This is a genomic window from Thioalkalivibrio denitrificans (assembly GCF_002000365.1).
GTDB lineage: Bacteria > Pseudomonadota > Gammaproteobacteria > Ectothiorhodospirales > Ectothiorhodospiraceae > Thioalkalivibrio_A > Thioalkalivibrio_A denitrificans.
On record NZ_MVBK01000081.1, the window covers coordinates 12889 to 36917 of the forward strand.

The 24029-nt window shown below is 65.5% G+C and carries 18 protein-coding genes and 1 pseudogene; 12 read left to right on the forward strand and 7 right to left on the reverse strand.

Going from position 1 to position 24029, the window contains the following annotated elements; all coding sequences use genetic code 11:
* Positions 1-25: 25 nt before the first annotated feature.
* The 3 genes and pseudogenes from tatB to gpmI form a co-directional block, all read left to right on the forward strand.
* Positions 26-299: pseudogene (gene tatB, locus B1C78_RS18085) on the forward strand (Sec-independent protein translocase protein TatB); the annotation flags it as partial.
* Positions 300-473: 174 nt separating this feature from the next.
* On the forward strand, positions 474-1616 hold the full coding sequence (tatC, locus tag B1C78_RS12915; RefSeq protein WP_077279584.1) for a twin-arginine translocase subunit TatC: 1143 nt from the start codon (positions 474-476) through the stop codon (positions 1614-1616).
* 213 nt (positions 1617-1829) lie between these two features.
* On the forward strand, positions 1830-3380 hold the full coding sequence (gene gpmI / locus B1C78_RS12920) for a 2,3-bisphosphoglycerate-independent phosphoglycerate mutase (RefSeq protein WP_077279585.1): 1551 nt from the start codon (positions 1830-1832) through the stop codon (positions 3378-3380).
* Positions 3381-3457: 77 nt separating this feature from the next.
* Here the strand turns inward: gpmI and B1C78_RS12925 are convergent, their stop codons facing one another.
* On the reverse strand, positions 3458-3979 hold the full coding sequence (locus B1C78_RS12925; protein ID WP_077279609.1) for an FHA domain-containing protein: 522 nt from the start codon (positions 3977-3979) through the stop codon (positions 3458-3460).
* Between the two features lie 312 nt (positions 3980-4291).
* Here B1C78_RS12925 and gspL point away from each other — a divergent pair, with 312 nt between their 5' ends.
* The 5 genes from gspL to B1C78_RS12950 all read left to right on the forward strand — a co-directional run bounded on the left by gspL (position 4292) and on the right by B1C78_RS12950 (position 9667).
* A complete protein-coding gene (gene gspL / locus B1C78_RS12930; protein WP_077279586.1) occupies positions 4292-5494 on the forward strand; it encodes a type II secretion system protein GspL in 1203 nt (400 codons plus the stop codon).
* Entirely contained in the window at positions 5491-5976 is a 486-nt protein-coding gene (gene gspM / locus B1C78_RS12935) for a type II secretion system protein GspM (RefSeq protein WP_175628308.1), read from the forward strand. Before gspL ends, gspM begins: the two co-directional genes overlap by 4 nt.
* 310 nt (positions 5977-6286) lie before the next feature.
* Positions 6287-8305 carry a TonB-dependent receptor family protein gene (locus B1C78_RS12940; protein ID WP_425443978.1) on the forward strand — a complete coding sequence of 673 codons (2019 nt, stop codon included), beginning with the start codon at positions 6287-6289 and terminating at the stop codon, positions 8303-8305.
* Positions 8306-8449: 144 nt separating this feature from the next.
* Positions 8450-9154 (forward strand): fumarylacetoacetate hydrolase family protein, encoded by a 705-nt coding sequence (locus B1C78_RS12945; RefSeq protein ID WP_077279589.1) that lies wholly within the window; start codon positions 8450-8452, stop codon positions 9152-9154.
* A 69-nt stretch (positions 9155-9223) separates the two neighbouring features.
* Positions 9224-9667 carry a DUF4019 domain-containing protein gene (locus B1C78_RS12950; RefSeq protein WP_077279590.1) on the forward strand — a complete coding sequence of 148 codons (444 nt, stop codon included), beginning with the start codon at positions 9224-9226 and terminating at the stop codon, positions 9665-9667.
* A gap of 157 nt (positions 9668-9824) precedes the next feature.
* Here B1C78_RS12950 and B1C78_RS12955 read toward each other — a convergent pair whose 3' ends face one another.
* Positions 9825-10031: a hypothetical protein gene (locus B1C78_RS12955; protein WP_077279610.1), complete on the reverse strand. Its 207-nt coding sequence runs from the start codon at positions 10029-10031 to the stop codon at positions 9825-9827.
* 32 nt (positions 10032-10063) lie between these two features.
* Positions 10064-13291, reverse strand: coding sequence for a sensor domain-containing protein (locus B1C78_RS12960; protein WP_077279611.1), 3228 nt, complete (start codon positions 13289-13291; stop codon positions 10064-10066).
* A gap of 383 nt (positions 13292-13674) precedes the next feature.
* On the opposite strand from B1C78_RS12960, the gene B1C78_RS12965 reads away from it, so the two are divergent.
* Together B1C78_RS12965 and B1C78_RS12970 are read left to right on the forward strand one after the other, a co-directional pair.
* Positions 13675-14253: an HPF/RaiA family ribosome-associated protein gene (locus B1C78_RS12965; protein ID WP_139349929.1), complete on the forward strand. Its 579-nt coding sequence runs from the start codon at positions 13675-13677 to the stop codon at positions 14251-14253.
* Positions 14254-14303: 50 nt separating this feature from the next.
* Positions 14304-14753, forward strand: a complete 450-nt coding sequence (locus B1C78_RS12970; RefSeq protein WP_077279592.1) for a CBS domain-containing protein — start codon at positions 14304-14306, stop codon at positions 14751-14753.
* Between the two features lie 283 nt (positions 14754-15036).
* On the opposite strand, the gene B1C78_RS12975 is transcribed toward B1C78_RS12970, so the two are convergent.
* The 3 genes from B1C78_RS12975 to hrpA all read right to left on the reverse strand — a co-directional run bounded on the left by B1C78_RS12975 (position 15037) and on the right by hrpA (position 20981).
* Entirely contained in the window at positions 15037-15852 is an 816-nt protein-coding gene (locus B1C78_RS12975; protein ID WP_077279593.1) for an arsenite methyltransferase, read from the reverse strand.
* Between the two features lie 58 nt (positions 15853-15910).
* A complete protein-coding gene (locus tag B1C78_RS12980; RefSeq protein ID WP_077279594.1) occupies positions 15911-16966 on the reverse strand; it encodes an SO_0444 family Cu/Zn efflux transporter in 1056 nt (351 codons plus the stop codon).
* A gap of 157 nt (positions 16967-17123) precedes the next feature.
* On the reverse strand, positions 17124-20981 hold the full coding sequence (gene hrpA / locus B1C78_RS12985; protein WP_077279595.1) for an ATP-dependent RNA helicase HrpA: 3858 nt from the start codon (positions 20979-20981) through the stop codon (positions 17124-17126).
* 154 nt (positions 20982-21135) lie between these two features.
* On the opposite strand from hrpA, the gene B1C78_RS12990 reads away from it, so the two are divergent.
* Positions 21136-21414 (forward strand): type II toxin-antitoxin system RelE/ParE family toxin, encoded by a 279-nt coding sequence (locus tag B1C78_RS12990; protein ID WP_077279596.1) that lies wholly within the window; start codon positions 21136-21138, stop codon positions 21412-21414.
* The gene (locus B1C78_RS12995; protein WP_077279597.1) at positions 21414-21707 is read left to right on the forward strand and encodes a HigA family addiction module antitoxin; all 294 of its coding nucleotides are present in this window, start codon (positions 21414-21416) and stop codon (positions 21705-21707) included. Before B1C78_RS12990 ends, B1C78_RS12995 begins: the two co-directional genes overlap by 1 nt.
* 106 nt (positions 21708-21813) lie before the next feature.
* Here B1C78_RS12995 and B1C78_RS13000 read toward each other — a convergent pair whose 3' ends face one another.
* Complete coding sequence (locus tag B1C78_RS13000) at positions 21814-23838, reverse strand: methyl-accepting chemotaxis protein (protein WP_077279598.1); 2025 nt, start codon at positions 23836-23838, stop codon at positions 21814-21816.
* Positions 23839-24029 lie beyond the last annotated feature (191 nt).

The following is a 24029-nucleotide window of genomic DNA, read 5'->3' on the forward strand; positions in this document are numbered from 1 at the left end:
GTGATCGTGGCGGCAGAGCATTGCCATGTTCGACATCGGCTTCTGGGAAATTCTCATCATCCTGCTGGTGGCCCTGCTGGTCGTGGGTCCGGACCGTCTGCCCGGACTCGCCCGCGAGGCGGGGCTCTGGGTGCGCAAGATGCGCAGCTTCGTGAGCAGCGTGCGCTCGGATATCGAGCAGGAATTCCAGACCGAAGAGCTGCGCAAACTGCTCAATGAACAGAACAAGGAGATCAGTCAGCTAAAGGACATGATGAAGGACACCGAGGAGAGCCTGCGCAGTGAGGTGGAAGAGACCTCCTACCTGGTGAAGTCCATCGAGAAAGAAGTCAAGGACGAACCCGACGCCTCCACCGGTGGCGACTTCGAGTCCGAGGCCACCGAACTCGTGAAGCAGCGCAAGGCGGATGCCTCGGAGAAGACCGCCAACGCACCGAGTACCGCCGAGACGCCTCCCGCACGAAAGGATCGTGATGAGTCCCAAAGCTGAGCGGCCGGAAACCGACGGCTCGCAGGCCGAAGGGACACTACTGAGCCACCTGTTCGAGCTGCGCAACCGGCTGTTGCGCATCGTGCTCGCCATCCTGGTGGTGTTCCTGCTGCTGTTCCCCTTCGCCAACCAGATCTACACGCTGCTGGCCGGGCCGCTGATGGTGCATCTGCCGGAAGGCAGCAGCATGATCGCCATTGAGGTGGCGGCCCCCTTCCTGATCCCGTTCAAGCTGGTGCTGCTGCTGGCCGTGGTGCTCACCATCCCCTACCTGCTCTACCAAATATGGGGTTTCGTAGCGCCGGGACTGTACCGCCACGAGAAGCGCATGGCGGTGCCGCTGGTGATCTCCAGCACCCTGCTCTTCTACGCGGGCATGGCGTTCGCGTATTTCGTGGTCTTCCCGCTGATCTTCGCCTTTTTCACCAGCACGGCCCCGGAAGGCGTGGCGGTGATGACGGATATCGCGCGCTACCTGGATTTCGTGATCATGCTGTTCATCGCCTTCGGCATCGCCTTCGAGATGCCGGTGGCCACCATCCTGCTGGTGTCCATGGGCGCCACGACGCCCGAGAAACTGGCGGCCAAGCGTCCCTACGTGATCATCGGCGTGTTCGTGGTAGGCATGGTGCTTACGCCGCCGGACATCATCTCCCAGACCCTGCTGGCGTTGCCCATGTGGCTGCTGTTCGAGGTGGGTCTGGTGCTGTCGCGCATGATGCAGCGCCGCCGGGCGCGCGAGGCCGCAGCGGCGGAAGGGGCAGACGACTCGGGCTGGGATCAGGATGATCTCGACGAGGGCGGTGCCGCACGGGCCGCAACGGGTCCGCGTCCGGGCCCGGCGCCGGCCGGTGCCGCGGCTGCCGCAAGCGGCGCCGCTTCCGCCGCGCAGGAGCGCCCTGCTGCCCCGGAGGATGATGAGTATCGTCCGCTGAGCGAGGAGGAGATGGATGCGGAGCTGGACCGCCTCGCCGAGGAACAGTCACGTGGCTGGCGCGCGCCCGAAGAGACGCCAACCGATGAGACCGGTGCATCCGGGGACAAGGACGACGAGGCCGAACCGTCTCGCGACGACGCCGGGACCACCGGCAAGCCCGACAAGGACAAGGGCGACGACCGGACCTGAACCTCCGCCACCCGCTGACTCTAGCCCGCATATCTCACCGGGATCGCGGTTCAGGCTCGTCTTCGCCTGCTCCCGCGATCCCGGTGAGATATGCGGGCTAGACTCGCGGTGTTCCGTCGCGACGCATTCCCGGCTTGCTGTTAGAATGTGCCTCCCCGAGCGGGCCCCGGGCCGGGCCCGGACACATGAACCGGATGGAGACGGAACAGCCCCATGAGCGAAGAGCACAAGACGCCCCGCTGCCCCACGCTTCTGGTGATTCTTGACGGTTTCGGCATGAATCCCAGCAAGCTGAACAACGCGGTCCAGGAGGCCCGCACACCGCGTCTGGACGAGTACATGTCCACTCATCCCCATACGGTGCTGGAGGCGTGCGGCCGCGCGGTGGGTCTGCCGGACGGGCAGATGGGCAACTCCGAGGTGGGGCATCTGACCCTGGGCTGCGGGTCCGTGGTGCGCCAGGACCTGGTGCGTATCGACGACGCCATCGGCGACGGTAGCTTCTTCGAGAATTCCGCGCTCACCGGCGCTGTTCTGGCCGCCCGGGATGCGGGTCGGCCCGTACACCTGCTCGGACTGGTGTCCGACGGCGGCGTGCACAGTCACGTGCGTCACCTGCATGCCCTGATCCGCCTGTGCCAGCAACTGGAGGCGACGCCCCTGGTGCACATGATCACTGATGGCCGGGATACCGCACCCAAGTGCGCCGCAAGCTACCTGGAGGCCCTGGAGCCGCTGCTTGAAGCCGCCGGGGGTCGCGTGGCCACGGTGAGCGGGCGTTACTACGCCATGGATCGCGACAAGCGCTGGGACCGCACGCAAAAGGCCTTCGATGCCATCGTTCACGGCAAGGGGGAGCGGGCGGCGTCCGCCGCCGAGGCGATCCGCGCCGCCTACGAGGCCGGCGAGGCCGACGAGTTCATTCAGCCGCGCATCATTGATCCCGAGGGCATGCTCAGGCCCGGCGACTCACTGGTGTTCTTCAATTTCCGCAACGACCGCCCGCGGCAACTGGCCGCGGCGCTGGGGTTGGACGAATTCAAGGCCTTTGATCGCGGCGATTTCCGGACCGTCTCCGTGACCTGTCTGACGGAGTACGACCCGCGTTTCCTGTCGCCCATCGGCTTCCCGCCGGAGCGCCCCTCGGTGACGCTTGCCGAGGTGATCAGCACCGCAGGCATCCGCCAGTTCCATTGTGCGGAGACCGAGAAGTACGCCCACGTCACCTTCTTCTTCAACGGCGGCAAGGAGGAGCCTTTCGCCGGTGAGGACCGCGTCATGGTGCCCTCGCCGCCCGTGGCCACGTATGACCTGCAGCCGGAGATGAGCGCCAGGGAGGTGGCCGACGAGACCATCAAGGCCATCGAAAGCGGCCACTACGGTTTCGTCGTGGTGAATTTCGCCAATGGCGACATGGTGGGCCATACGGCGGTGCGTGACGCGGTCATCGCCGCGGTGGAGGCCATGGACACCCAGGTGGGGCGGGTACTGGATGCCGCGGTGGCGAGAGGGTTCTCGGTGGTGCTGACCGCAGACCACGGCAACTGCGACGAGATGGTCGATCCGGTGACCGGCGAGCCCCATACACAGCACACCATGTACCCGGTGCCCCTGATGATCATCGACAAGGCCCGCTGGCGGCTCACTTCCTGCGGCGGGCTGAGCGGGGTGGCGCCCACGGTGCTGCAGCTCATGGGCATCCCCCAGCCCAAGGCGATGCGGGGTCGCTCACTGCTCCTCGAAGAGGTGTCGGCCGCGGCCTGAGTCTGACCCGCGCATCTCACCGGGACCAAATGAAAAAGGGCGCCGGAGGGCGCCCTTCTCGTCTGAACCCCGGCGATCTATGTGCCTGTTTCCATGCGGGTGCGCTGCGGTTCCCGGTGGAAGTAGTAGATGAGGTTGTCGCCGTTCTCCATGAGCGTCTGGCCGAGGCTGATGTAGCCCGATCCGGTCAGGACCAGTTCCTCCTGGTGGATGTGCACCACTTCGCCGTTGTGCAGGCGCACATAGGTGCCGTTGAGGCTCTGGTCGATCAGCACGAAGTCGTTGTCGCGGAAGACGATCCGTGCATGTTCCCGGGACACGAAGTCCTGGTTGGCCACGAGGTGGCAGGTCTGGCGACGGCCGAGGATGAACGGATCCTTGCGCGCGTGCAGGTTCACGACCTGATCGTGGTAATGGAGCATCAGGGACCCGAGGTTCACCTCGCGGGCGGCCTCCAGGGACTCCAGCGCCGAGCGGTTGAAACGCCGGTCCACCAGGCGGCGCCGATTCTGCGTCACCCACTGACCCCCACTGTCCCGAAACGGAAACTCGGGATGCTTCCCGAAGCGACGACGCTCCCCACGTCTGCGGATATCCATGGCATGCATCCTTAAGGCATCCCCCAATAGGAAGTCTAGGAATCCGGACGGACACCGATCATCCGTTCAGCCGCCTGCCTGAGGCGTGCGTCGGGTCGGCCGGCTGCTGAGTCGGCATTGCAGCCAGTGACCGGCCGGACATTCATTTTCGATCCAAAGTGTAGCCCATCGCCGTGACGGCGGGGAGCCCTGCGCAACCGCCCCGGAAAGATTTGCCGTGCAGCACCCCGTCATGGTGCCCGCGGCGTCCCGGCCGAACCGCCGGCTCTGGTAGCATGGGGCCCCTGACGACCCCATGCAAGAGATACCTGGATGATTCAGCGACAACTCCTGCTGCGCTTGCCGGACGACGAGGGCCCCGTGTCCTACGTGCTGCAGGACAGCGCCGGCAATCTGCTGATGTCGGGCGTCGGCGGGCTCGACAAGGTAGCCGGCCTGGCCGGCAGCGTGCCCGTGCCCGCGGTCCGGGTACTGGCACCCGGCACGCGCGTGCGGGTCGACTGGTCCGAAGTGGCCGCCAGGGGTCGGGAAGCGGAGGGTGACATGCATCGCGTGGCGGCCCCGGCATGGGGCGATGAGAAGGCGCCCGTGGCAGAAGTGGCGCGCGACTGGATGGACGGCTGGGTGCGGCGACTGGCCGATGCGGGCATTCACCCGCTGGCCATGGTGCCCGAGACCACGGTGCTGCCCGCGGACGATCAGGGCGGCTGGCTGCTGTGGCTGGAAGATGACCGGGCCTGGCTGAACACCGGGTCCGGCAGGGGGATCGTCCTGGAGCGTGGCCGTGCCGCCGAAGGGGTTCTCGATCACCTGGCAAGTTCGGATGGAGGGCAAGGTCCCAGGCGCCTGCTGGTCGTGCGCCACGGATCCGAATGGGAGACTGACAGGGCCCTGCATGTACCCGACGCCTTCGGGCGGCTACCGGTAGAACGGCAGGTGAGCGAGGAATCCTTGCTGGAGATCATCGGCCGCGAGATGCCCGGACAGGAGCCGCTCAACCTGCTCACGGGACCCTACGGCCGGCGGCGTCCGGGCCGCTTTCGCGTGCTGGGCCGGTTTGCGGTCATCGTCGTGGTGCTCTGGGCCGGGGTTCACCTGATCCAGGTGCACACCGAGATCCGTTACAAGGAGCATGAACAGACCATACTGGAAGATCGCATCAGGGAGATCTATCGCAGTGCGCATGGTGTCCGGGAGGTCGGCCAGCCGCGGCGGGACATGGAAGCCGCTCTGGTGGATCTGACCCGGGATACGACCGGGTCGGCGGGTGAGTTCCACGATGCGCTGGCGCGGCTCGCGCCCCTGATGGTGGATACGCCGGACCTGCGGGTTCAGACCCTGGATTACCGCCCGGGCTCACTGGACCTGGAACTGCGCCATCATCGCGCCGAGTCTCCGGAACGCCTCAGACAACGCATCCCCTACACCGATGGCTGGTCCGTGGAGATCACGCAGACCCGCGCGACGGACGGACACGCCTACAGCAGCGTGCAACTGCGGAGGGCCGGCCCGTGAGCGCCCCGGCCTCCGCTTCCCGGTCCCCGCTTCGGCGCAACCTGCTGGTCGGCGGGGTGGTGCTGGCCATCGTGGTGGCATACGGGTGGGCGTGGCAGGTGTTGAACGTGCGGGCCAAGGACATGGATCAGGTGGTCAGCGGCCTTTACCGGGACGTGGCCTGGATGCACGCGGCCGCCGAGCGCGCTCACAGTCTGCGGGCGCAGACGGAAGCTGTCGGTGCGGGGCCTCACGAGGGTTCGTTTGCCGAATTGATGGAGCACGTGCGCCGTGACGGCACGGTAGCAGGGACAGTGACGGAAGTCCGCGCAGAACCGTCCGGACAAGCACGGATATCGATCGAGGCCGCATCACTCGATGACCTTGTCTTGTGGCTCGCCACCCTGGAAAGCCGTTACGCCGTGCGTGTCACCGGCTTGATGCTGGAACGTGACGCCCGGGAAGGGCTGGCCAGCGTGCACCTGACGTTGGAGCAGCAATAGTCCGGGGCCTGGTGCAATGTCCGGGCTAACCCGGACATTACACCAAGGCGGCCGGCGGCTTTGTGTAACCCTCTGGGTGCGTGCAATAAATGAGCGCATCTGTTCGTCAAGGCGCGGCGACAGTTTGGACACCGCCGCCGGCCTATCGCGATGCTTGCAGCCTCTGAGCCTGTCTCGCTTGCTCTTCAGTCGAACCNNCTTCTCCTTCCAGAGACGGCACGAGACAGGCTCAGAGATCACAATCATTCGCGATCCTTGGTGCAATGTCCGGGTTAAAGCCATGACGCAACGCTGGATCAATGCCCTGGCCATGTGTGTCCTCGGGCTGCATGGCGCCCAGGCTGTTGCCGAGACCGTGGAACTGGAGCCGGTGACCGTCACCGCCCCGCGCCTGGAACGGCCCTGGCTCGACACGCCCGCGGCGCTTGGCGTGGTGGAGCGCGAGGATCTGGAACAGGCGCGCCAGGGGTTGCAGCTGGACGAGGCCCTGGTGCGTGTTCCCGGGGTGAGCGCCCAGAACCGCTACAATTTCGCGCAGGACCTGCGTGTGTCCATGCGCGGTTTCGGCGCGCGCGCGGCGTTCGGGATCCGCGGCATCAAGATGCTCGTGGACGGATTGCCCGAGACCACCACAGACGGACAGTCGCAGGTGGACGCCATCGACCTGACGGCACTGGAGCGCATCGAGGTGATCCGCGGTCCGTCCTCGGTGCTGCATGGCAATGCCACCGGCGGCGTGCTGGACATCACCACGCGCTCCGGACCGGCGGAGCCCTTCTTCCAGCCGCGCGCAGAAGCGGGCAGTTATGGCTACCGGCGCCTGGGTCTGCAGGCGGGCGGTTCAGGTGACGCCGCCGCCTGGCACCTGAGCACATGGGACCTGGCCATGGACGGGTACCGGGACCACAGCCGCGCCGAGAAACGCCTCCTGCACGCGCGCACGGACTGGGTGCCTTCGGGGCCGCATCGCCTCACGGGGGTGGTCACGCTGCTGGATGCGCCGCGCACCGATGACCCCGGCGCCCTGACCGCGGCCGAGGTGGCCGATGATCGGCGCGCCGCCGCCCCCAATGCGCTGGCCTTCGATGCCGGGCAGTCCGTCACCCAGCAGCGTGCGGGCCTGGTCTACCGGGGCGATATCTCCGGCTCCGAGCGGCTCGAGGCCCGGGTCTTTCACACCTGGCGCGACTTCGACAACCGCCTGCCGTTTGAATCCGGTGGCATCGTACAGTACGAACGCCAGTTCTTCGGCGGCGGCATCCACTACACCCGGGACAACCACATCGGCGATCTGTCCGGGCGCATGACGGCGGGCCTCGATCTGGAGCGCCAGCGGGACATGCGCCGCCGCTACGATAACCTGCAGGGTGCGCGCGGCGATCTCGCGTTGCATCAGCGCGAGATCGCCGAGGCGGCGGGCGTGTTCGTACAGCAGGAACTGGACCTTACCGAACGGCTCGACGTGACCCTGGGTCTGCGCCGGGACCGCGTGCGCTTCTCCATCGATGACCGCTTCCTGGCCGATGGCGACGATTCGGGGCAGCGGGATTTTCTTGAGACCAGCCAACTGGTCTCCGCCAGCTACGCCTGGCAGCCGCAGCACCGCATCTACGCCACCTGGGGCACGGCCTTCGAGACGCCGTCTTTCACCGAGTTCGCCAATCCCGACGGCGGCGGGTTCAATCCCGAGGTGTCGCCGCAGCAGGCGCGCAACCTGGAACTCGGCTTCAAGGGATTCGCCGGTCGCGTGCAGTACGACGTGGCGGTGTTCCGGGTGGACGTGCGCGACGAACTGGTCCCCTACCAGCTGGAGGACCCGGGCGACGACCGCACGTACTACGAAAACGCCGGACGCACCCGGCGTCAGGGTCTCGAGGCGGGGCTGGTATGGTTCCCCACGGTGGACTGGACACTGACCGGTGCCTGGACCTGGTCGGACTTTCACTTCCGCGAGTTCACCGATGACGAGGGCACTTCGCTGTCCGGCCGCAGGCTGCCCGCGATCCCGCGCCAGCAGCTGTTCCTGGAGGCGGCCTGGCGCCCGGGGCGCGATTACGCCATCGCGGACCTGCTGGTCCAGGGCGGTCAGTACGCGGACAACGCCAACACCGAACGCGTCTCCGCGTCCACCGTGGTGAACGTCCGCGCAGGTCGCGTGCTGCGCCGCAATGGCTGGGACGTGGAGGCCTTCGTGGCGCTCAACAACCTCTTCGATGAAGACTACTTCTCCAACATCCGCCCCAACGCCGGCTTCGGCCGCTACTACGAGCCCGCGCCGGGCCGAAACTTCTTCGTCGGCCTGCACGTGAGGGGACGCGGTTTTGATTGAATTCAGCGGAGAAACGGAAGCGAATCTTTGCAGCGCTCAGCACTCAGCCGACAGCTGATAGCTGATAGCTGATAGCTGATAGCCGACAGCCAATTCCCGGAGCGATAGAATGGGGCCCCAACCGCACGGCTGGAGCACATGCCCATGGCACACGTCCTGCTCGAGGACGGCACGTCCGTACTCGTTCACACCCTCTTCTGCATTGGTCACAACTACGCGGCCCATGCCCGGGAACGCGGCACGCCCGTGCCGGAGTCCCCGGCAGTGTTCATCAAGCCGGACACTGCCCTGGTGACGGACGGTGGCCCGATTCGTCTGCCGCGCCAGAGCGATGACGTACATCACGAGGTGGAGATGGTCGCGCTGCTGGGCGACGGTGTGCAGGCATGGGATGGCCGCGATATTCCGGAGGCCGAAAGCCTGTCCTGTGTTCGCGGTTATGCGGTCGGCATCGATGTGACGGCGCGTGACTTTCAGAAGCGCGCCCGCGAGCTGAGCCTCCCTTGGGCGGTGGGCAAGGGATTCGACACCTTTGCGCCGGTGGGGCGCTTCGCGAGCGCACATCGCGTGGACGATCCGCAGCGGCTCGGCTTGCGCCTGGAGGTGAACGGCGAACGGCGCCAGGAGGCGGGCACGGACGGCATGACCTTCGGGCTCGCCTTCCTGATCCATTATCTCTCGACCATCTTCACCCTGACGCCGGGCGACCTGATCTTCACCGGCACGCCCGGAGGCGTGGCCCGCTTCGAGGACGGTGACCGCCTCCAGGCCGCGCTGATTGATGCGCACGGTGACTGCCTCTCCGCACTGGATGTCCGGGCTTGCCGCGAACCACTGGCCCGGCCGTGATAAGCTTTCGGGCCTCTCCCCGGGCGTGACGGGACCGCCCGGATCCCGATTGATCAACGAGGACCCTGGATGATGTATCGAATTGCCCCTATCGGCCTGTTGCTTGTGCTGTCGCTTTCACTGCTCGCCGCCTGCGGGCCGTCGACCACTGCCGAGAATGACGACGGCGTGGACCCCGCCGCCCTGAGCGAGGCCGAACGCTGGCTCGCCCTGGTGGACGCCAACGACTACGCAGGCAGCTGGGCCGCGACCGGGGACCTGTTCAAGGGTGAGGTCAGCGAGGAGGAGTGGCGGGAGAGCATGGCAGTGTTCCGCGAGGACATGGGGGCCGTGCGCGAGCGCACCCTGCAGGATCAGACTCTGGAGACCATCATGCCCGGCGCACCCGAGGGCGAATACCTGATGCTCGAGTACCGCTCCGTGTTCGACCAGCAGGCCCGCGGAGCCGAGCTGGTCGTGCTTATGCGCCAGGACGACGACTCCTGGCGGGTGATCGGGTACTTTCTTCAGTAAAGGTTGAAGGGTTTTGGGAAGGATGAAGGATGAAGGATGAAGGAGGAGTGTAATCCCTGACTTCCCTCCCCTCATGGGGAGGGCCATTGAGGGGTGGTTTCATTCAACCTTCATCCTTCCACCTTCAACCTTCCCAACGTCCTTCATCCTTCATCCTTTAATTCGGCGGTCCCGGCGGCCCGATGTCCTTGTCCTTGGCCACGAGGTAAACGCCGCCGGCGGCCATGGCCATCCACAGGATCAGGGCCCAGCCGCCGATCAGCTCCCAGAGCTGGCCCATGAACAGCAGCATGACGGCCGCCAGCGCCAGGATGATGTTGCCCAGGATGAAATGCAGGCGCTTGCGGTCTTCGAAGGGAGACATGGGCGCCATTGTAACAGCGTCCCCGTTGCTGCTCAGAGTGTGCCCAGGCTGGGATGTTCGGCGCTGGGACGATCCAGGTGATAACCCTGGGCCATGTCGACGCCGAATTCCCGCAGCATCTTCAGCGTGTCGCCATCCTCCACAAACTCTGCCACCGTAACCTTGTCGAGGCCGCGGGCCACGTCGATCATGGCCTTCACGAAGGCCTGATTATCGCGGTTGTTGGGCAGATCGCGGATGAACATCCCATCGATCTTGAGGATCTGGATGTTCAGGTACTTCAGGTAGGCGAAGGTGGAGAACCCCGAACCGAAATCGTCCAGGCAGATGAGGCATCCGGTGTGTTGCAGGGCCTCGATGAACCGTTGCGCGTCCTGCATCTCCACCACGGCCGCCGTTTCCGTCAATTCGATGATGAACCGTTTGGGTTCCACCTTCTGGCGCCTTAGCTCGTCGTCAATGAACTGCGGCAGGGTCGCATCGTCGAGGCTGCGCGCCGAGATATTCACGGACAGCGCGCTCAGCTTCGGGTGCGCCGCCAGCCTCTCGATGCTGCGCTGTATCACCCAGCGGTCGATCTCCAGAATCTGGCCGGTCTTTTCCGCCACGGGAATGAACTGGTTGGGCATCACCAGGCGTCCCTCATCCATGGGGTCGCGCATGCGCACCAGCGATTCCAGGTGGCTCAGGCTGCCGTCCCGCGTGTGATAGATCCCCTGGAAATGCAGCTCCAGCAGGCCCCGCTCCAGCGCCTGGGCGATACGGCTGCTCCAGGTCATGCGCGCCACCATGGCGGCGGCGGTGTTGCGGTTGGCGTCGTAATGGGCCCAGGTGTTCTTGCCGTTGTCCTTGGCCTGGTACATGGCCGTATCGGCATGAGCCACCAGGTCCTCAGCGTTGTCCCCGTGTTCCGGGAAGCAGGCGATGCCGATGCTCGCGGTCAGGCGCAGGTTGCTGCCCCGGAAGCGGAACGGAATGGCGGAGATGGCGTGAATGATGCGCTCCGCCAGGCCCACCGGTTCATCACCCTTGCGCAATTCCACCAGTACGGCGAACTCGTCCCCGCCCAGGCGGGCGAACATCTCGTCGCTGCGGACAAGGCTTGCCACCTCGCCGGCGGCGCGCACCAGCACCGTGTCGCCGGCCCGGTGCCCGAAGGTGTCGTTGATGTACTTGAACTCGTCCAGGTCGAAATAGAGCAGGGCAAAGCGCCCGTCGGTGCGCCGGGCGCGATTGATCATCTGTTCCAGGTGCTGCTGGAATCGGTGACGGTTGTGCAGCCCGGTCAGGGCGTCGTGTTCGGCCAGATAGATGAGCTGTTGCGCGGTCTGGCGCTCGTGGGTGACGTCCTCGTAGATCCACAGTCTGCCGATGATGCGTCCATCGGGGTCCGGGACCGGGTAGGAGAGCTGCGTGAGGATGCGTCCGTCATAGAGATCCACCTCGAAGCGCTCGCTGATTTCGTGCGTGTCCAGCACGTGCAGGATGTGTTTTGAGGCGTGGTCGGGTCTTGCGAAGCGGTGAGTGGAATGCTCCAGCACCTCGCGGCTGGGGCGGCCCACCAGCTCGATACCCTCCGGTATCGCCCACATGCGACGGAAGGCCGGGTTGACGTACTCCACCCGCTCGTGGCGGTCCTCGAAAAGGATGCCGATGCTCATCCCGGACAGCAGCGCGGCCATGCGGCTTTGCTCGCGCTGTGCGACCGACAGCAGTTCCGCCTGCTTGCGCTCGGACTCGCGCAGTTCCGAGAGGGCCTTCATCAGGGCGTCGCGATCCCGGAGGCGTTGGGTGATGTCGTGGCTGATGGCCAGGTAGCGGGCTTCGCCTCCATCGGGTTTGACGTACTGCAGGAAGATCTCCACGGGAACCAGGTTTCCGTCACGGGTCCGGTGGGTGGTCTCAAGGCGCAGGCTGGGCCGGCTTCCGTTGCGCAATGGTTCAACCAGTTGCCGGAAACGCGGTTCCGGGAACTCCGGCTTGATGTCGTAAGGGTGCAGGGTCAGGAGCTCGTCTCGGCTGTAACCCACCTGGTCCACGGCCCCCTGGTTCACGTACGTGAACTGCAGCGTGTCGGGGTCGAACATGAACACGCCATCGAGCAATCGGTCCAGGGTGCTGCGGAAATCCTCCAGTGCCGCGCGCTCGCGGCGCAGCTCCTCGTTGGCAGCCATGAGTCCGCTGGCGTCCATCACGTGGCCCTGCAGATAGAGCAGTTCGCCGTCGTTGCCGTAGATGCCCTGGCCCCGCTCCTGGATCCAGCGTGTTTCCCCCGTTCGGGTCACGATCCGATAAATCAACTCAAAGCGACGATTCTCCTTCAGGGCCTTCTGAGTCTCGTTCCAGAGCAGACCGCGGTCTTCCGGGTGAATCAACGAGCCGATAGTGATGGTGTTGGGGTCGAGGAATTCATGGAGCTGGTAGCCGGAGAGTTCCTCCATGTTGCCCGCCAGGTAGACCAGCGGCCAGTCCGGTGCGTTCTTGTGTCGGTAGACGACACCGTCGATGGTGTCCAGGACGCTGATCAGATCGTCGCTGCTGTAGGCGCTCGCGTGGCGCACCAGGTTCACGAGACCGATGGTGGCGGCCACCGCGCACAGGGCGCGCAGCAGCTGGATCGGGATGCCCGTGGCGGAGAGGAAGTCACCGCTCGTGGGCAGCCAGGCCGGCAGCCCGGCGGCCGCAGTGGTGAGCCAGGGTGTGAGCAGTGCATAGACCAGGAGGGCTGCGCCCACCACGGTGATCCAGGGCGGCAGGTGGCGCTCGTCCGCGATGACGTCGATGCGCCCGCCTCCACTGTTGCGAAGCGCGAGCAGGCCGAATCCGGCCAGCAGTGCGCCGGGAAGGCCGATGAAGTATCGGGCGCCCGCAGCCAGCCCTTCCATGGGATTCGCAGCGGGCAGCATCAGCGCGACGACGGCCGCAGCCACGAGACCATAGAGCCAGACGGGGCTGATGCGAATGCCTTGCCCCTCCGCCAGGGTCCGACGTCCGAATTCCATGAGCGGCACAAAGGAGAGGGTCAGGAGAAGCGTGGCCAGGACGGCCAGCCGGGGGTCACTGCTCTGAAGCCGGTACCACTCCACGAACTCCAGGGTCCCGTGCAGGACGCCGAAGGCCGCCAGCAACCACACGTGGCGGGCGAAGCGAAGCGTGGTATCGCGGCGCGGCAGCACATACGCCACCACGCCCAGGACGAAAAAGGAGAGACCGTAGATCTGGTAGATCAGGCCCGGGTTCTGGCTGAACCAATCGCTCACGGGCGACCCCGCTGGGCCGTCGGACAGGCGGGGCGATGCCCCGGAAAGGGACACATCGGCGATCGTCGCGACCGTGCCGTGGCCGGGCAACCCGTCATCAACTCCCCCTTGTCTAACCCTTTATCTGTCATGACCGCCGAGAGCCTGTGGGAACTGGGCTGCTCCGGGCCGGGCCATGTTTTTTCCCTGACTGAAACCATAGGGGATCGCGGCACCGAATGCCAGAGTTCGCCACGTTGCGGGCCATCTGCGACGGGCATTCCGCGTGGGGTGACGGGTGTCAATGCCGATTCGGTGGAAGCAGCCTATTATTTGAACAAGGCTTCGTGCTGCCTTGCCTCCCCTCATGGGTCCGCCCCCGCCGGTGGACAGGAGTCGATACCGTGAATACCGACCGTGTGCCGTTGGTGGAACTGACGTTTCGCAACATGGACCCGTCCCCCGCCGTGGAGGAGAGGGTGCGTACCCAGATCGACAAACTGGGACAGTTCCATGACCACATCATGGCCTGTCGCGTGGCCATCGAGAGCAGCCACCGCCATCATCACAAGGGCAACCTCTACCACGTGCGCATCGACCTCACCATCCCCGACCACGAACTGGTGGTCAGCCGCGAGCCCTCCGGGCATCACGCCCACGAGGACGTCTACGTGGCCATCCGCGACGCCTTCGACGCCATGCGTCGCCAGCTCCAGGATGCGGTGCGCAAGCAGCGGGGCAAGGTCAAGCACCACGAGACGCCGCCGCACGGCCGTATCCGGGAGATTGCGCCTGCGGCGGATTATGGCGTGATCGAGACCCCGGACGGGCGTGAGATCCGCTTCTCCGGCAAGAGCGTGGTGGACTACGACTTCGCCAGGCTGGAGGTGGGCGACTCGGTCTGGTTTACCGAGGTGGAGAGCGAGGACGGACCGGCCGCGAGCACCGTGCACGTGGAAGGCAAGCACCACATCGTCGGCTGATGGTCGTATGTCATACGTAGGGCACAACGAATCAACAGGAGGCTCCTGCCATGCAAGTGGGTGAGTTCTGCAACCGGGAGGTGATCATCATCGGCGGTGACGAGTCCGTGAAGGCCGCCGCCGAACTCATGCGCCGCCATCACGTGGGTGACGTGGTGCTGGTGGAGGAGCGCGAGGGCCGGCGTATCCCGGTAGGCATCATCACCGACCGCGATCTGGTTCTGGAAGTCATGGTGCCGGGCCTGGACCCGGAGGCGCTGGCCGTCAAGGACATTGTCACCAGCGCGCTCTCCAGCGTACGTGTCGATGACAGCCTGTTCGACGCCCTGGAAATGATGCGCGCCAAGGCCGTCCGCCGCCTGCCGGTGGTGGACGCCGACGGGGCGCTTGCCGGCATCCTCGCCGTGGACGACGTCATGGCCCTGCTCACCGAAATGCTGGGTCACCTATCCGCGGTGGTGGAACGCCAGCGTTCCCGCGAGGCGAGCCAGCGCCCGTGATCCTGTCGGCCGCGCATTTGATTTAACCACGAAGCACACGAAGGGCACGAAGGAAACCAAAACCGTTTTCTCTCGCAAAGAGCGCCAAGTGCGCAAAGGAAACCTGAAGGATTGAATGAATGCGGCGGGCTTTACCTGCCGATGTGGTCGCTATTGGCATCGGCGGCGGGCCCGGCCCGCCCTATGAATCCGCTCTCTTGGCGTGCTTTGCGAGAGAACAGATCCTTTTTCAGGAAATCTTCGTGCCCTTCGTGTGCTTCGTGGTTAATCCGCCCTTGAGCCGTCACACGCCTACGCGTTTGACCGCCTCGATGTGTGCGGATAGCACGTAGTCCTCGACGCCGCGTCCGGGGGCCCAATCTCGGATGAAATCCCGGGACTCGTCCTTCGGTGTGATGCGCACGTCGGAGAAGCCGGCATCCCGGAGTATGGTCTCCAGCTCGTCGACCAGCGATGCGCCGGCCACGCAGCACGCGTGCAGGGCCATGTCATTGGCGATCTCCTCGGGGAGTTCGGTACCCGCCACCACGTCGGAGATGGCCAGGCGCCCGCCCGGCTTGAGGATACGGAAGGCCTCGCGGAAGACCTGCGGCTTGTCCGGGGAGAGGTTGATCACGCAGTTGGAGATGATCACGTCGGCCGTGTTGTCGGGAACCGGCAGGTGCTCGATCTCGCCCAGGCGGAACTCCACGTTGTCGAAACCGCCCTGTTCCGCATTGGCCCGGGCCTTGTTGACCATGGCAGGGGTCATGTCCACACCGATCACGCGGCCCGATTCGCCTACTTCCCGCGCGGCGAGAAAGCAGTCAAAGCCGCCGCCGCTGCCCAGGTCCACTACCACCTCTCCCGGCTTGAGGCTCGCGATGGCACGCGGATTTCCGCAACCCAGTCCCATGTCGGCGCCTTCGGGCGCAACGGCCAGGTCCTCTTCCGTATAGCCGAGTCGTGTGGAGATCAGCGTATTGATGGCGGCATCATCGGACACGCCGCAGCAGCTGGTTGCCGTGCCGCAACTGTCGCCCCGGCTGCTTGATTCGGCCACCTTGGCGTAGCTGTCGCTGACATGGCGGCGAATGTCGTTGGCGGATTTCTGTTGCATGGCATCACCTCGACCTGGAACGGTTTCCAGTCATTCTATATGACTTGGCGGGCGCGGCTCAGCGGCTCTCTGTGATCGCGGCGCCTGCAATGATGAAACGTCGGCGGACGGGCCGAATGGCCAGCATCACGAGCACAACCAGGGCCCCCGCCTCGAGCCAGGGCGGCAGCAGTTCCCGTGCGGCACCCAGCTGGGCAGCAACATCCAGCCCTGTGCGGGCAATGGCGAAGTCCACAAGCATCCCCGCAGTGACGGTGCAGACCACGATGCCGCCGAGATAGCGGACCAGCACGCCGTTGCCCATCTCCCGGCGCAGCACACCGAGGGTCGCCATGCTGGTGATGGGGCCCGCGAGCAGGAACACCAGCGCCGTGCCGGGGGAGACACCAGCCAGGATCAGGCCCACGGCGACCGGCGTTGCGGCGGTGGCGCAGAGGTACATGGGCACGCCCACGAGCGCCATGAGGAGCATGGCGGGCAGCCCGCTGCCGTAGGCGGCCAGCGCCTGGGGTGGTACGAAGGTGATCAGGAGCCCGGCGACCACCAGCCCGGCCAGCAGCCAGACACTGATGTCGTCGAGCACATCCGAGAACGCGTAGCGCAGGCCGCCGGCGAGCCGTGTGCGCATGGGTGGTTCGTTGTGCCCGGGCGCCGCGGCATCGCAACCGCCCGAACAGCAATCATCCTGCGTCGCACCGGGGCACCGGGTTTCAGTGTCGCGCGCGTTGCCCACCAGCAGCCCGGTGGCGATGGCCGTGGTGACGGCCCCGAGCACGCGCGCCGCCATCATGAAGGGGCCGAGCAGGGCGTAGCTGATGGCCACCGAGTCGACACCGATGCCTGGCGTCCCGATGAGAAACGCCGTGGTCGGCCCGCGCCCCGCGCCGCCGCGGTGCAGCGCGATCGCCGTCGGGATCGCTCCGCAGGAACACAGCGGCAGCGGCGCGCCGATCACCGCCGCGCGCGAGACGGCCCCGATGCCCCGCCCGCCCAGCCAGCGCTGCAGCATGGTCTCAGGGATGAAGGCCTTCACCAGCCCTGCCGCCAGCAGGCCCAGCAGCAGCCAGGGGGCGGCCGCGAGTGCGATGGAGAGGGTTTCGTGGAGAAGGGTCATGGCGGGGTGACCATGCAGCGGCGTTGCGACCAATGATTGCAGGCGCAAATCCTCCGTGCCAGTACCCGGACTGTAGGTTGGGGTGAGCACAGCGAACCCCAACACGGCGGAGCTATCCCGCGCCCTCCGCAAGTTGGGGTTCGTTCCTCACCCCAACCTACAGGTTCTTCCTCGCCTCCTCCACCCGCTTCACCGACGCCTTTTCAACGGTGCCCAACTCCTGCGCGAACAGGCCCACACGAAGCTCTTCGATCAGCCAGCGATATCGGATCAGTTCCTCGGACAACGCATCACCCGCCGCCTCGATTCGCGCCTTGCAGTCCTCCCATAGCGGCTCAACATCCACGCGCATGCGCCGGTCCTTGTCGGGGGCCTGGTCGAGCCGGTCCAGCCGCCGTTGGATGGCGGCGAGATAACGCGGGAAGTGCGCCAGCCACTCCCGCGGGGTTTCCAGGAGGAAATGGGGATGAATGAGATGATCGAGCTGATCGCGGACGTCGGCGGCGGCCTCGATCCAGGACAGGGGCAGGCTGCCTTTGAGTCGCGAGCGGATCTCGTGATACGCGGTCAGTATCCGTCCGGCCAGTTCGCACAGCGCCTGCGTCTCGCCCACCAGTTCGCCGCGCCCCGCCTCAAGCCGCGCCCGGAAGGCGTCCGCGTCCCGCGGCCAGGGTTCGTTCATGAACACCCGCTCCACGCCGGCAAATAGCAGGTCGTCCTTGAGCGCCTCGCAGCGGTCCACCGGGTTGTACTGCAGGCACAGGCGCTGGATGTCCGGCAGGTTTCGGTAGAGATACTTCACGGGCTCGCGGGCCTGGAGCATGAACAGCCTGCGCAGCCCGGCGCGGTGAATGCGCCGTGCCTTGGCGGGGCTGTCCGCCAGCACCAGCGCCACGGCGTCCGTGTCATCCCGAAGCGCCGGATAGCCGCGCAATGTCGCGCCGTGCTGCTCGAACTCCACAAACCCGGGCAGCTCGCCGAAATCCCAGTCGGTCAGCCCCGTGCGCTCGAAGCCTTCGGGGCGCTGCGCGTCGAAGGTCTCACGGGCGCGCCCCGACAGCCGTGCCTTGATGGCTTCCAGATCGCGACCGGTGGCCAGTTCCTCGCCTTGCGCATCCACCACCCGGTAACGCAGCACCAGGTGCGGTTCCAGCGCCTCCGGACGCCAGGCGTCGGACGGCACTTCCGTTCCGGTGATCTCGCGCAGCACGCGGGTGATGGCGGGTATGAGCGGGCCTTCCCTCGAACCCAGCCGCTGCACACAGGCACGCGCGAACTCCGGCACCGGCACGAACTGGCGGCGCACACCTTTCGGAAGGCTCTTGATCAACGCGGCGATCTTCTGCTCCAGAAAACCGGGCACCAGCCACTCGCCCGGGTGCGGGTCGAGCCCGTTGAGGGCGGCGAGGGGCACCGTCAGTGTCACCCCGTCATCCTCCGCGCCCGGCTCGAAGCGGTAAGTGAGCGGCAACCGCACACCACCGGTCTCCAGTGAATCCGGGAAGCGGTCCGCGCCCAGTTCCGCGGTCTCCTGCTGCAACAGGATCTCCCGGGTGAGCCTGAGGACTTCAGGGTTCTCCCGCTCCGCTTCCTTGCGCCAGCGCTCGAAGGTCGCGCCGTCGTGCACGTCATGCGGGATGCGGCTGTCGTAGAAGTCGTACAGCACTTGCTCGTCCGCCAGCAGGTCGCGGCGCCGGCCGCGGGCCTCCATGTCCTCGATCTCGCGGATCAGTGCCTGGTTGTGTTTCAGCGCCGGCGCCTTGCTTCGCAGCCGCCCCGCCACCAGCCCCTCGCGCATGAACACCCGCCGGGCGTCCGCCGGATCGATGCGCCCGTAGTTCACGCGCTTCTTCGGGTTCACCGTGAGTCCGTAGAGGGTCACGCGATCGAAGGCCGCCACCGTCCCGCGCCGTTCCTCGAAGTGCGGCTCGAAGTAGTGGTGCTTGAGCAGATGCGGCGCCACGGTTTCCAGCCACCGCGGCTGAATCCCGGCGCACTCCCGTGCGTAGACCCTGGTGGTCTCCATGATCTCCGCTGCCATCACCCACGCCGGGCTTTTCTTGAATAGCCCCGAGGCCGGATGGATGTGGAATCGCCGGTTGCGTGCCCCGAGGTAGTCGCCGCGCTCGGTCTTCATGCCCACCTGGCTCACCAACCCGGCGAGCAGTGAGCGGTGAATCGCTTCCGGTTCCGCCGGCTGCTGATTCTGTTTCAACTCCAACTCGGCCAGCGACTGGCGCAACTGCCCGTGCAGGTCCTGCCATTCGCGCATGCGTATAAAGGACAGAAACCGCTCCCGGCACCAGGCCCGAAGCTTGGACTTCGTGAGATGCTTCTGCTGTTCACGCCAGTCGTCCCACAGGCGCAGCAAGCCGAGAAAGTCGGAGCCCGCCTCGCGGTACTGCGCATGGGCCTCGTCTGCCGCCTGACGTTTCTCCGCGGGGCGTTCGCGCGGGTCCTGGATGGCGAGAAAGGCGACGACGCGCGTGACCTCCGTCACCGCCCCCTCTCGTCCGGCTGCCAGCAGCATCGCACCCAGGCGCGGGTCCAGCGGCAGGCGCGCGAGCCTGCGGCCGGTGTCAGTGATGCGGTGGCGGACATCCACCGCGCCCAGTTCCTCCAGCAGCTTGTAGCCGTCACGGATCAGGCGCGCATCCGGCGCATCCACGAAGGGAAAGCGCTCCGGGTCGCCCAGGTTCAGGTTCGCCATCTGCAGGATGACGGACGCGAGGTTTGAGCGCAGGATCTCAGGGTCCGTGAACCCCGGACGCAGTGCGAAGTCATCCTCTGCATAGAGGCGAATGCAGATCCCCGGCCCCAGCCGCCCGCAACGCCCGGCACGCTGGTTCGCCGATGCCCGGGACACGCGTTCGAGGGAGAGTCGCTGCACACGCGAGCGCCACGCATAGCGGCTCACCCGCGCGAGACCCGAATCAACCACGTAGCGGATACCCGGCACCGTGAGGGCGGTTTCCGCCACGTTGGTGGCGAGCACCACACGCCGACCCGTATGCGGCTCGAACACCTTGTTCTGTTCGCCGGCGGAGAGGCGCGCATAGAGCGGCAGGATTTCCGTATGCTTCGGGTGGTGCTTGCGTAACGCCTCGGCTGCCTCGCGGATCTCCCGCTCCCCCGGCAGGAACACCAGCACGTCTCCCGTGCCCTCGGTGGCCAGTTCGTCCACCGCCTCCACGATGGCCGTGTTCAGATCGCGATCCGATCCTGAGTCGTCGTCCTGCACCGGCCGGTAGCGCACCTCCACCGGCCAGGTGCGCCCGGGCACCTCGTAGACCGGCGCGTCCTCGAAATGCCCCGCGATGCGTTCCGGGTCCAGGGTGGCGGAAGTGATGATGAGCTTGAGATCCGGGCGCCGGGGCATGAGCTGCTTGAGATACCCAAGCAGGAAATCGATGTTGAGACTGCGCTCATGGGCCTCGTCGATGATGAGCGTGTCGTAGGCACGAAGCTCGGGGTCCGCGCGCAACTCGGCCAGCAGGATGCCGTCGGTCATGAGCTTCACGAAGCTCTCGGGTTTTGTGTGATCCGAGAAGCGCACCTTGAAACCCACCGCCTCGCCGATACGCGAATCCAGTTCCTCCGCGATGCGCGCCGCCACCGAGCGTGCCGCGATGCGCCGGGGCTGGGTATGGCCGATAAAGCCGTCCAATCCGCGCCCCAGTTCCAGGCAGATCTTGGGCAGCTGAGTGGTCTTGCCCGAGCCCGTCTCGCCGCAGATGACGATGACGGGATTGTCCGTGATCAGCTTCGCGATCTCGTCGCGGTGTTCCGAGACCGGCAGATCCTCGGGAAATCGCGGCTTGGGCAGGGATGCGCGGCGCGCCTCGCGCGCGGCACGCGAGGCCTCGATGCGCCGCTGGAGTTCAGCGGCCATGCGGTCGGCCGGCTTGCCGGCAGCGATACGTTTCTCAAGGCGCGCGAGATCGCGCGCCAGGGCGGGGCGGTCCCTGGAGAGGCATTCGTCGATCAGGGGTGCCAGGGTGTCGGGGGAGGTCAAGAGCGGAATGGACAGGATGAACAGGATTTTTCGGGATGAACAGGATACTGCAGATTCTCGGGTGCGAGAGCGCGGCTTGTGGTTACCGAACCTTACTTATCGCACTTGGGCTGCAACTATTGATGCGTGATGCGCAACATGCTATATAAGGCTCGTGATCAAATCATTCCGCCACAAGGGATTGCAGCGGTTCTACGAAACCGGCAGTACGGCAGGGATTCAGCCGCGGCATGCGAACCGGTTGAGACTGCTGCTCGCCGCTTTGGATACGGCTGCAAGCATTGAGGATATGGACGTTCCGGGGTTCCGTCTGCACCTCTTGCGGGGTCGGCAAAGGGGGCGTTGGTCCGTGTGGATTAACGGGAATTGGCGGCTGACATTTGAGTTTCGGGAAGGAAACGCCTTCCTTCTTGAATATGAGGATTACCACTGATGGCCATGCATAACCCGCCGCATCCTGGTGAGTTCATCCGGGAAGTCTATCTGGAACCCTTTGGCCTGAGTGCGCGACAGTTGGCCGTAAAGCTCGCCGTGTCGCCGTCCACGCTGACGCGCGTGCTCAACGGCGACAGCGGCGTAAGTCCGGAGATGGCCCTGCGGTTGTCCAAGGCGCTGGGCCGTTCCCCGGAAAGCTGGCTGGCGATGCAGGACGCCTATGACCTGTGGCAGGCACGCCGGCATGTGCGGCTTGACGATGTAGAGGTAATCCGGTTCGACGTGGCGTGAGCTTTGAGCCCGGGTGCTGACGGTTCGGGTTCCGGGCAGGTACGTCCTCTTTTGCGCCGGGCGCGAATTCGTCGCCTACTCCCGCAATCCCGGTGAGCTATGCGGATTAATCAGGGTCCAATGCCGGTATCGGGCTGGCGGGCGATCCTTGCCGGATCTTGAAGCGATTGACCATCCCTTGGAGGGATTCCGCCAACTGGGCGAGCTGTTCGCTTGCCGTGGTGGTCTGACGCGCCCCGGCGCTGGTCTGTTCGGCCACCTCACTGATATTGACCACATTGCGGTTGATCTCCTCGGCCACCGCGCTCTGCTCCTCGGCCGCCGAGGCGATCTGGGCATTCATGTCGTTGATGGTGGCCACGGCCTGACGGATGGACTCAAGCGAGGCGCCGGCCTCGGTGACCTGTTTGACTGAGGACTTGGCCTGGTTGCGGCTGTCATCCATCACCCCGACCGCCTTCTCGGCACCGCCCTGCAGGCGCTCGATCATATCGTGAATTTCCGCGGTGGACTTCTGGGTTCGCGATGCCAGTGTGCGCACTTCGTCCGCCACCACGGCAAACCCACGACCCTGTTCGCCGGCACGGGCAGCCTCGATGGCCGCGTTGAGCGCCAGCAGATTGGTCTGTTCGGCGATCTCGCGGATGACGTCGATCACGGTGCTGATGCTGTCGCTGTGCTGTTCCAGTTGGTGGACCACTTCCGCGGCCCGTTCCACCTCGGTCGCCAGGTCGTCGATGGCATCGATGGTGCGGCCTACCACTTCCTTGCCGTTGGCGGCCTCGGTATCCGCCTGATGAGCCGCCTCGGCAGCACGCGCAGCATTCTGCGCGACCTCGTGGACGGTCGCGTTCATCTGGTTCATGGCGGTGGCCACCTGATCGGTCTCGGACTGCTGCTGCTGGATTCCGGTGTTGGTCTGTTCGGTGACTGCGGCGGTTTCGCTCGCGGCAGCCGAAAGCTGGGTGGTCGCGCCGGAGATGGCTGTCACCATGTCGTGCAGTCGTTCACTCATGTGATTGATGCCCGCGGCGATCCGTCCGAGTTCGTCCCGCCCCTGCCAGGTGGTGTGCACCGTGAGGTCCCCTTCAGTAAGCGCATTGATGGTGCGTTCCACATCCCTCACCGCCCGCCTGACCATGCGAATCACCAGCAATGCCAGGATCACCGCGAACAGCAAACCGAACACGACCAACACGGAGAGAGAGATCAGCTGCATGCGTGCCTGAGCGCGTCCGGCGGCCGCCAGCGTCAGGACCTCCTCGGCCAATCGGCTCTCCACTTCGTGCATCAGATCGATGCGGGCCGTGGCCTGATCGAACCAGTGAGTGCTGTCGACGCCCAGTGTTTCGCCGGGGGGTGTCTCCAGTGCGACGCGGTGCAGTCGTGCCACTTCCTCCACGCCGGGGCCGGCGACAGTGGCGTCTAGGAAGGCCTGAAGGTCCTCCGCAAGTGTGGCATTCAGCCGGTCCAGGAACGCCTGGTATTCCCCCAGGTTTCGGTTGAACCGGGCGAACCGGTCCGGATCGAACCGGCCGGTGGCGAAGACCCCGCCCAGGAGGGCCCGTTCGCGTCCGGCGCGTTCCTTCATCTCCATGAGCGTCAGGTAATTGTCCAGTGCGCGTTGCACCGCCGCGTCGTCAAGCCCTTCGCCCAAGGTGTAAACAAGATCCAGAAGCTCGCGGATGAGCTCTGTGTAATAGCGCCCTGATGCTGCCCCGTCGATGTGCTGGTCATCGACCTGGCCACGCACCGAGGAGAGCCGCTCCAGCCTGTCAATCACGTCGCCGGACTGTGCGGACTGCCGCACGTCTTCCCGCCTCGCGAGATGCTCCCGGACCGTCTGGATCACCGCATCGCTATCGGCACGAATACCGGGCAGGCGGTCGCGGAAGGTCGCGCCTTCGCTGTTCAAAAACACGCTGCTCGCGCCCCGTTCGATTTGCAGCCGATGGACCGTGTTTCCGATGCGGGTACTCAGGTCGATGTCGGCGCCAATGCGGTCCATGTTGGCGAACTGCGAGGCATTCTGCCCGATCTGAAGGGCGCCGAGCCAAACCAGCCCCAGGATCGGCAACAACAGAATCAGCAGCAATTTGCCGGCGAGCGGGATGTTTCTGAGCAGCAGCATTGATCTTGTTCTCCGTCATCACACCTGGCGGTCAGCACAATCCGGTCGGGAGCCCGAGTCCGATTCGTCACGGTCAGCGTTGCCGCAGACGGTCTCCCGCATGGCTGCCCCGGTATTCGGCAAGGGCGCCGTTTCATTGAGCTTTAATAGAACCATCAGGCGATTCGAAGGGCTGGTGATTGATCGACGTC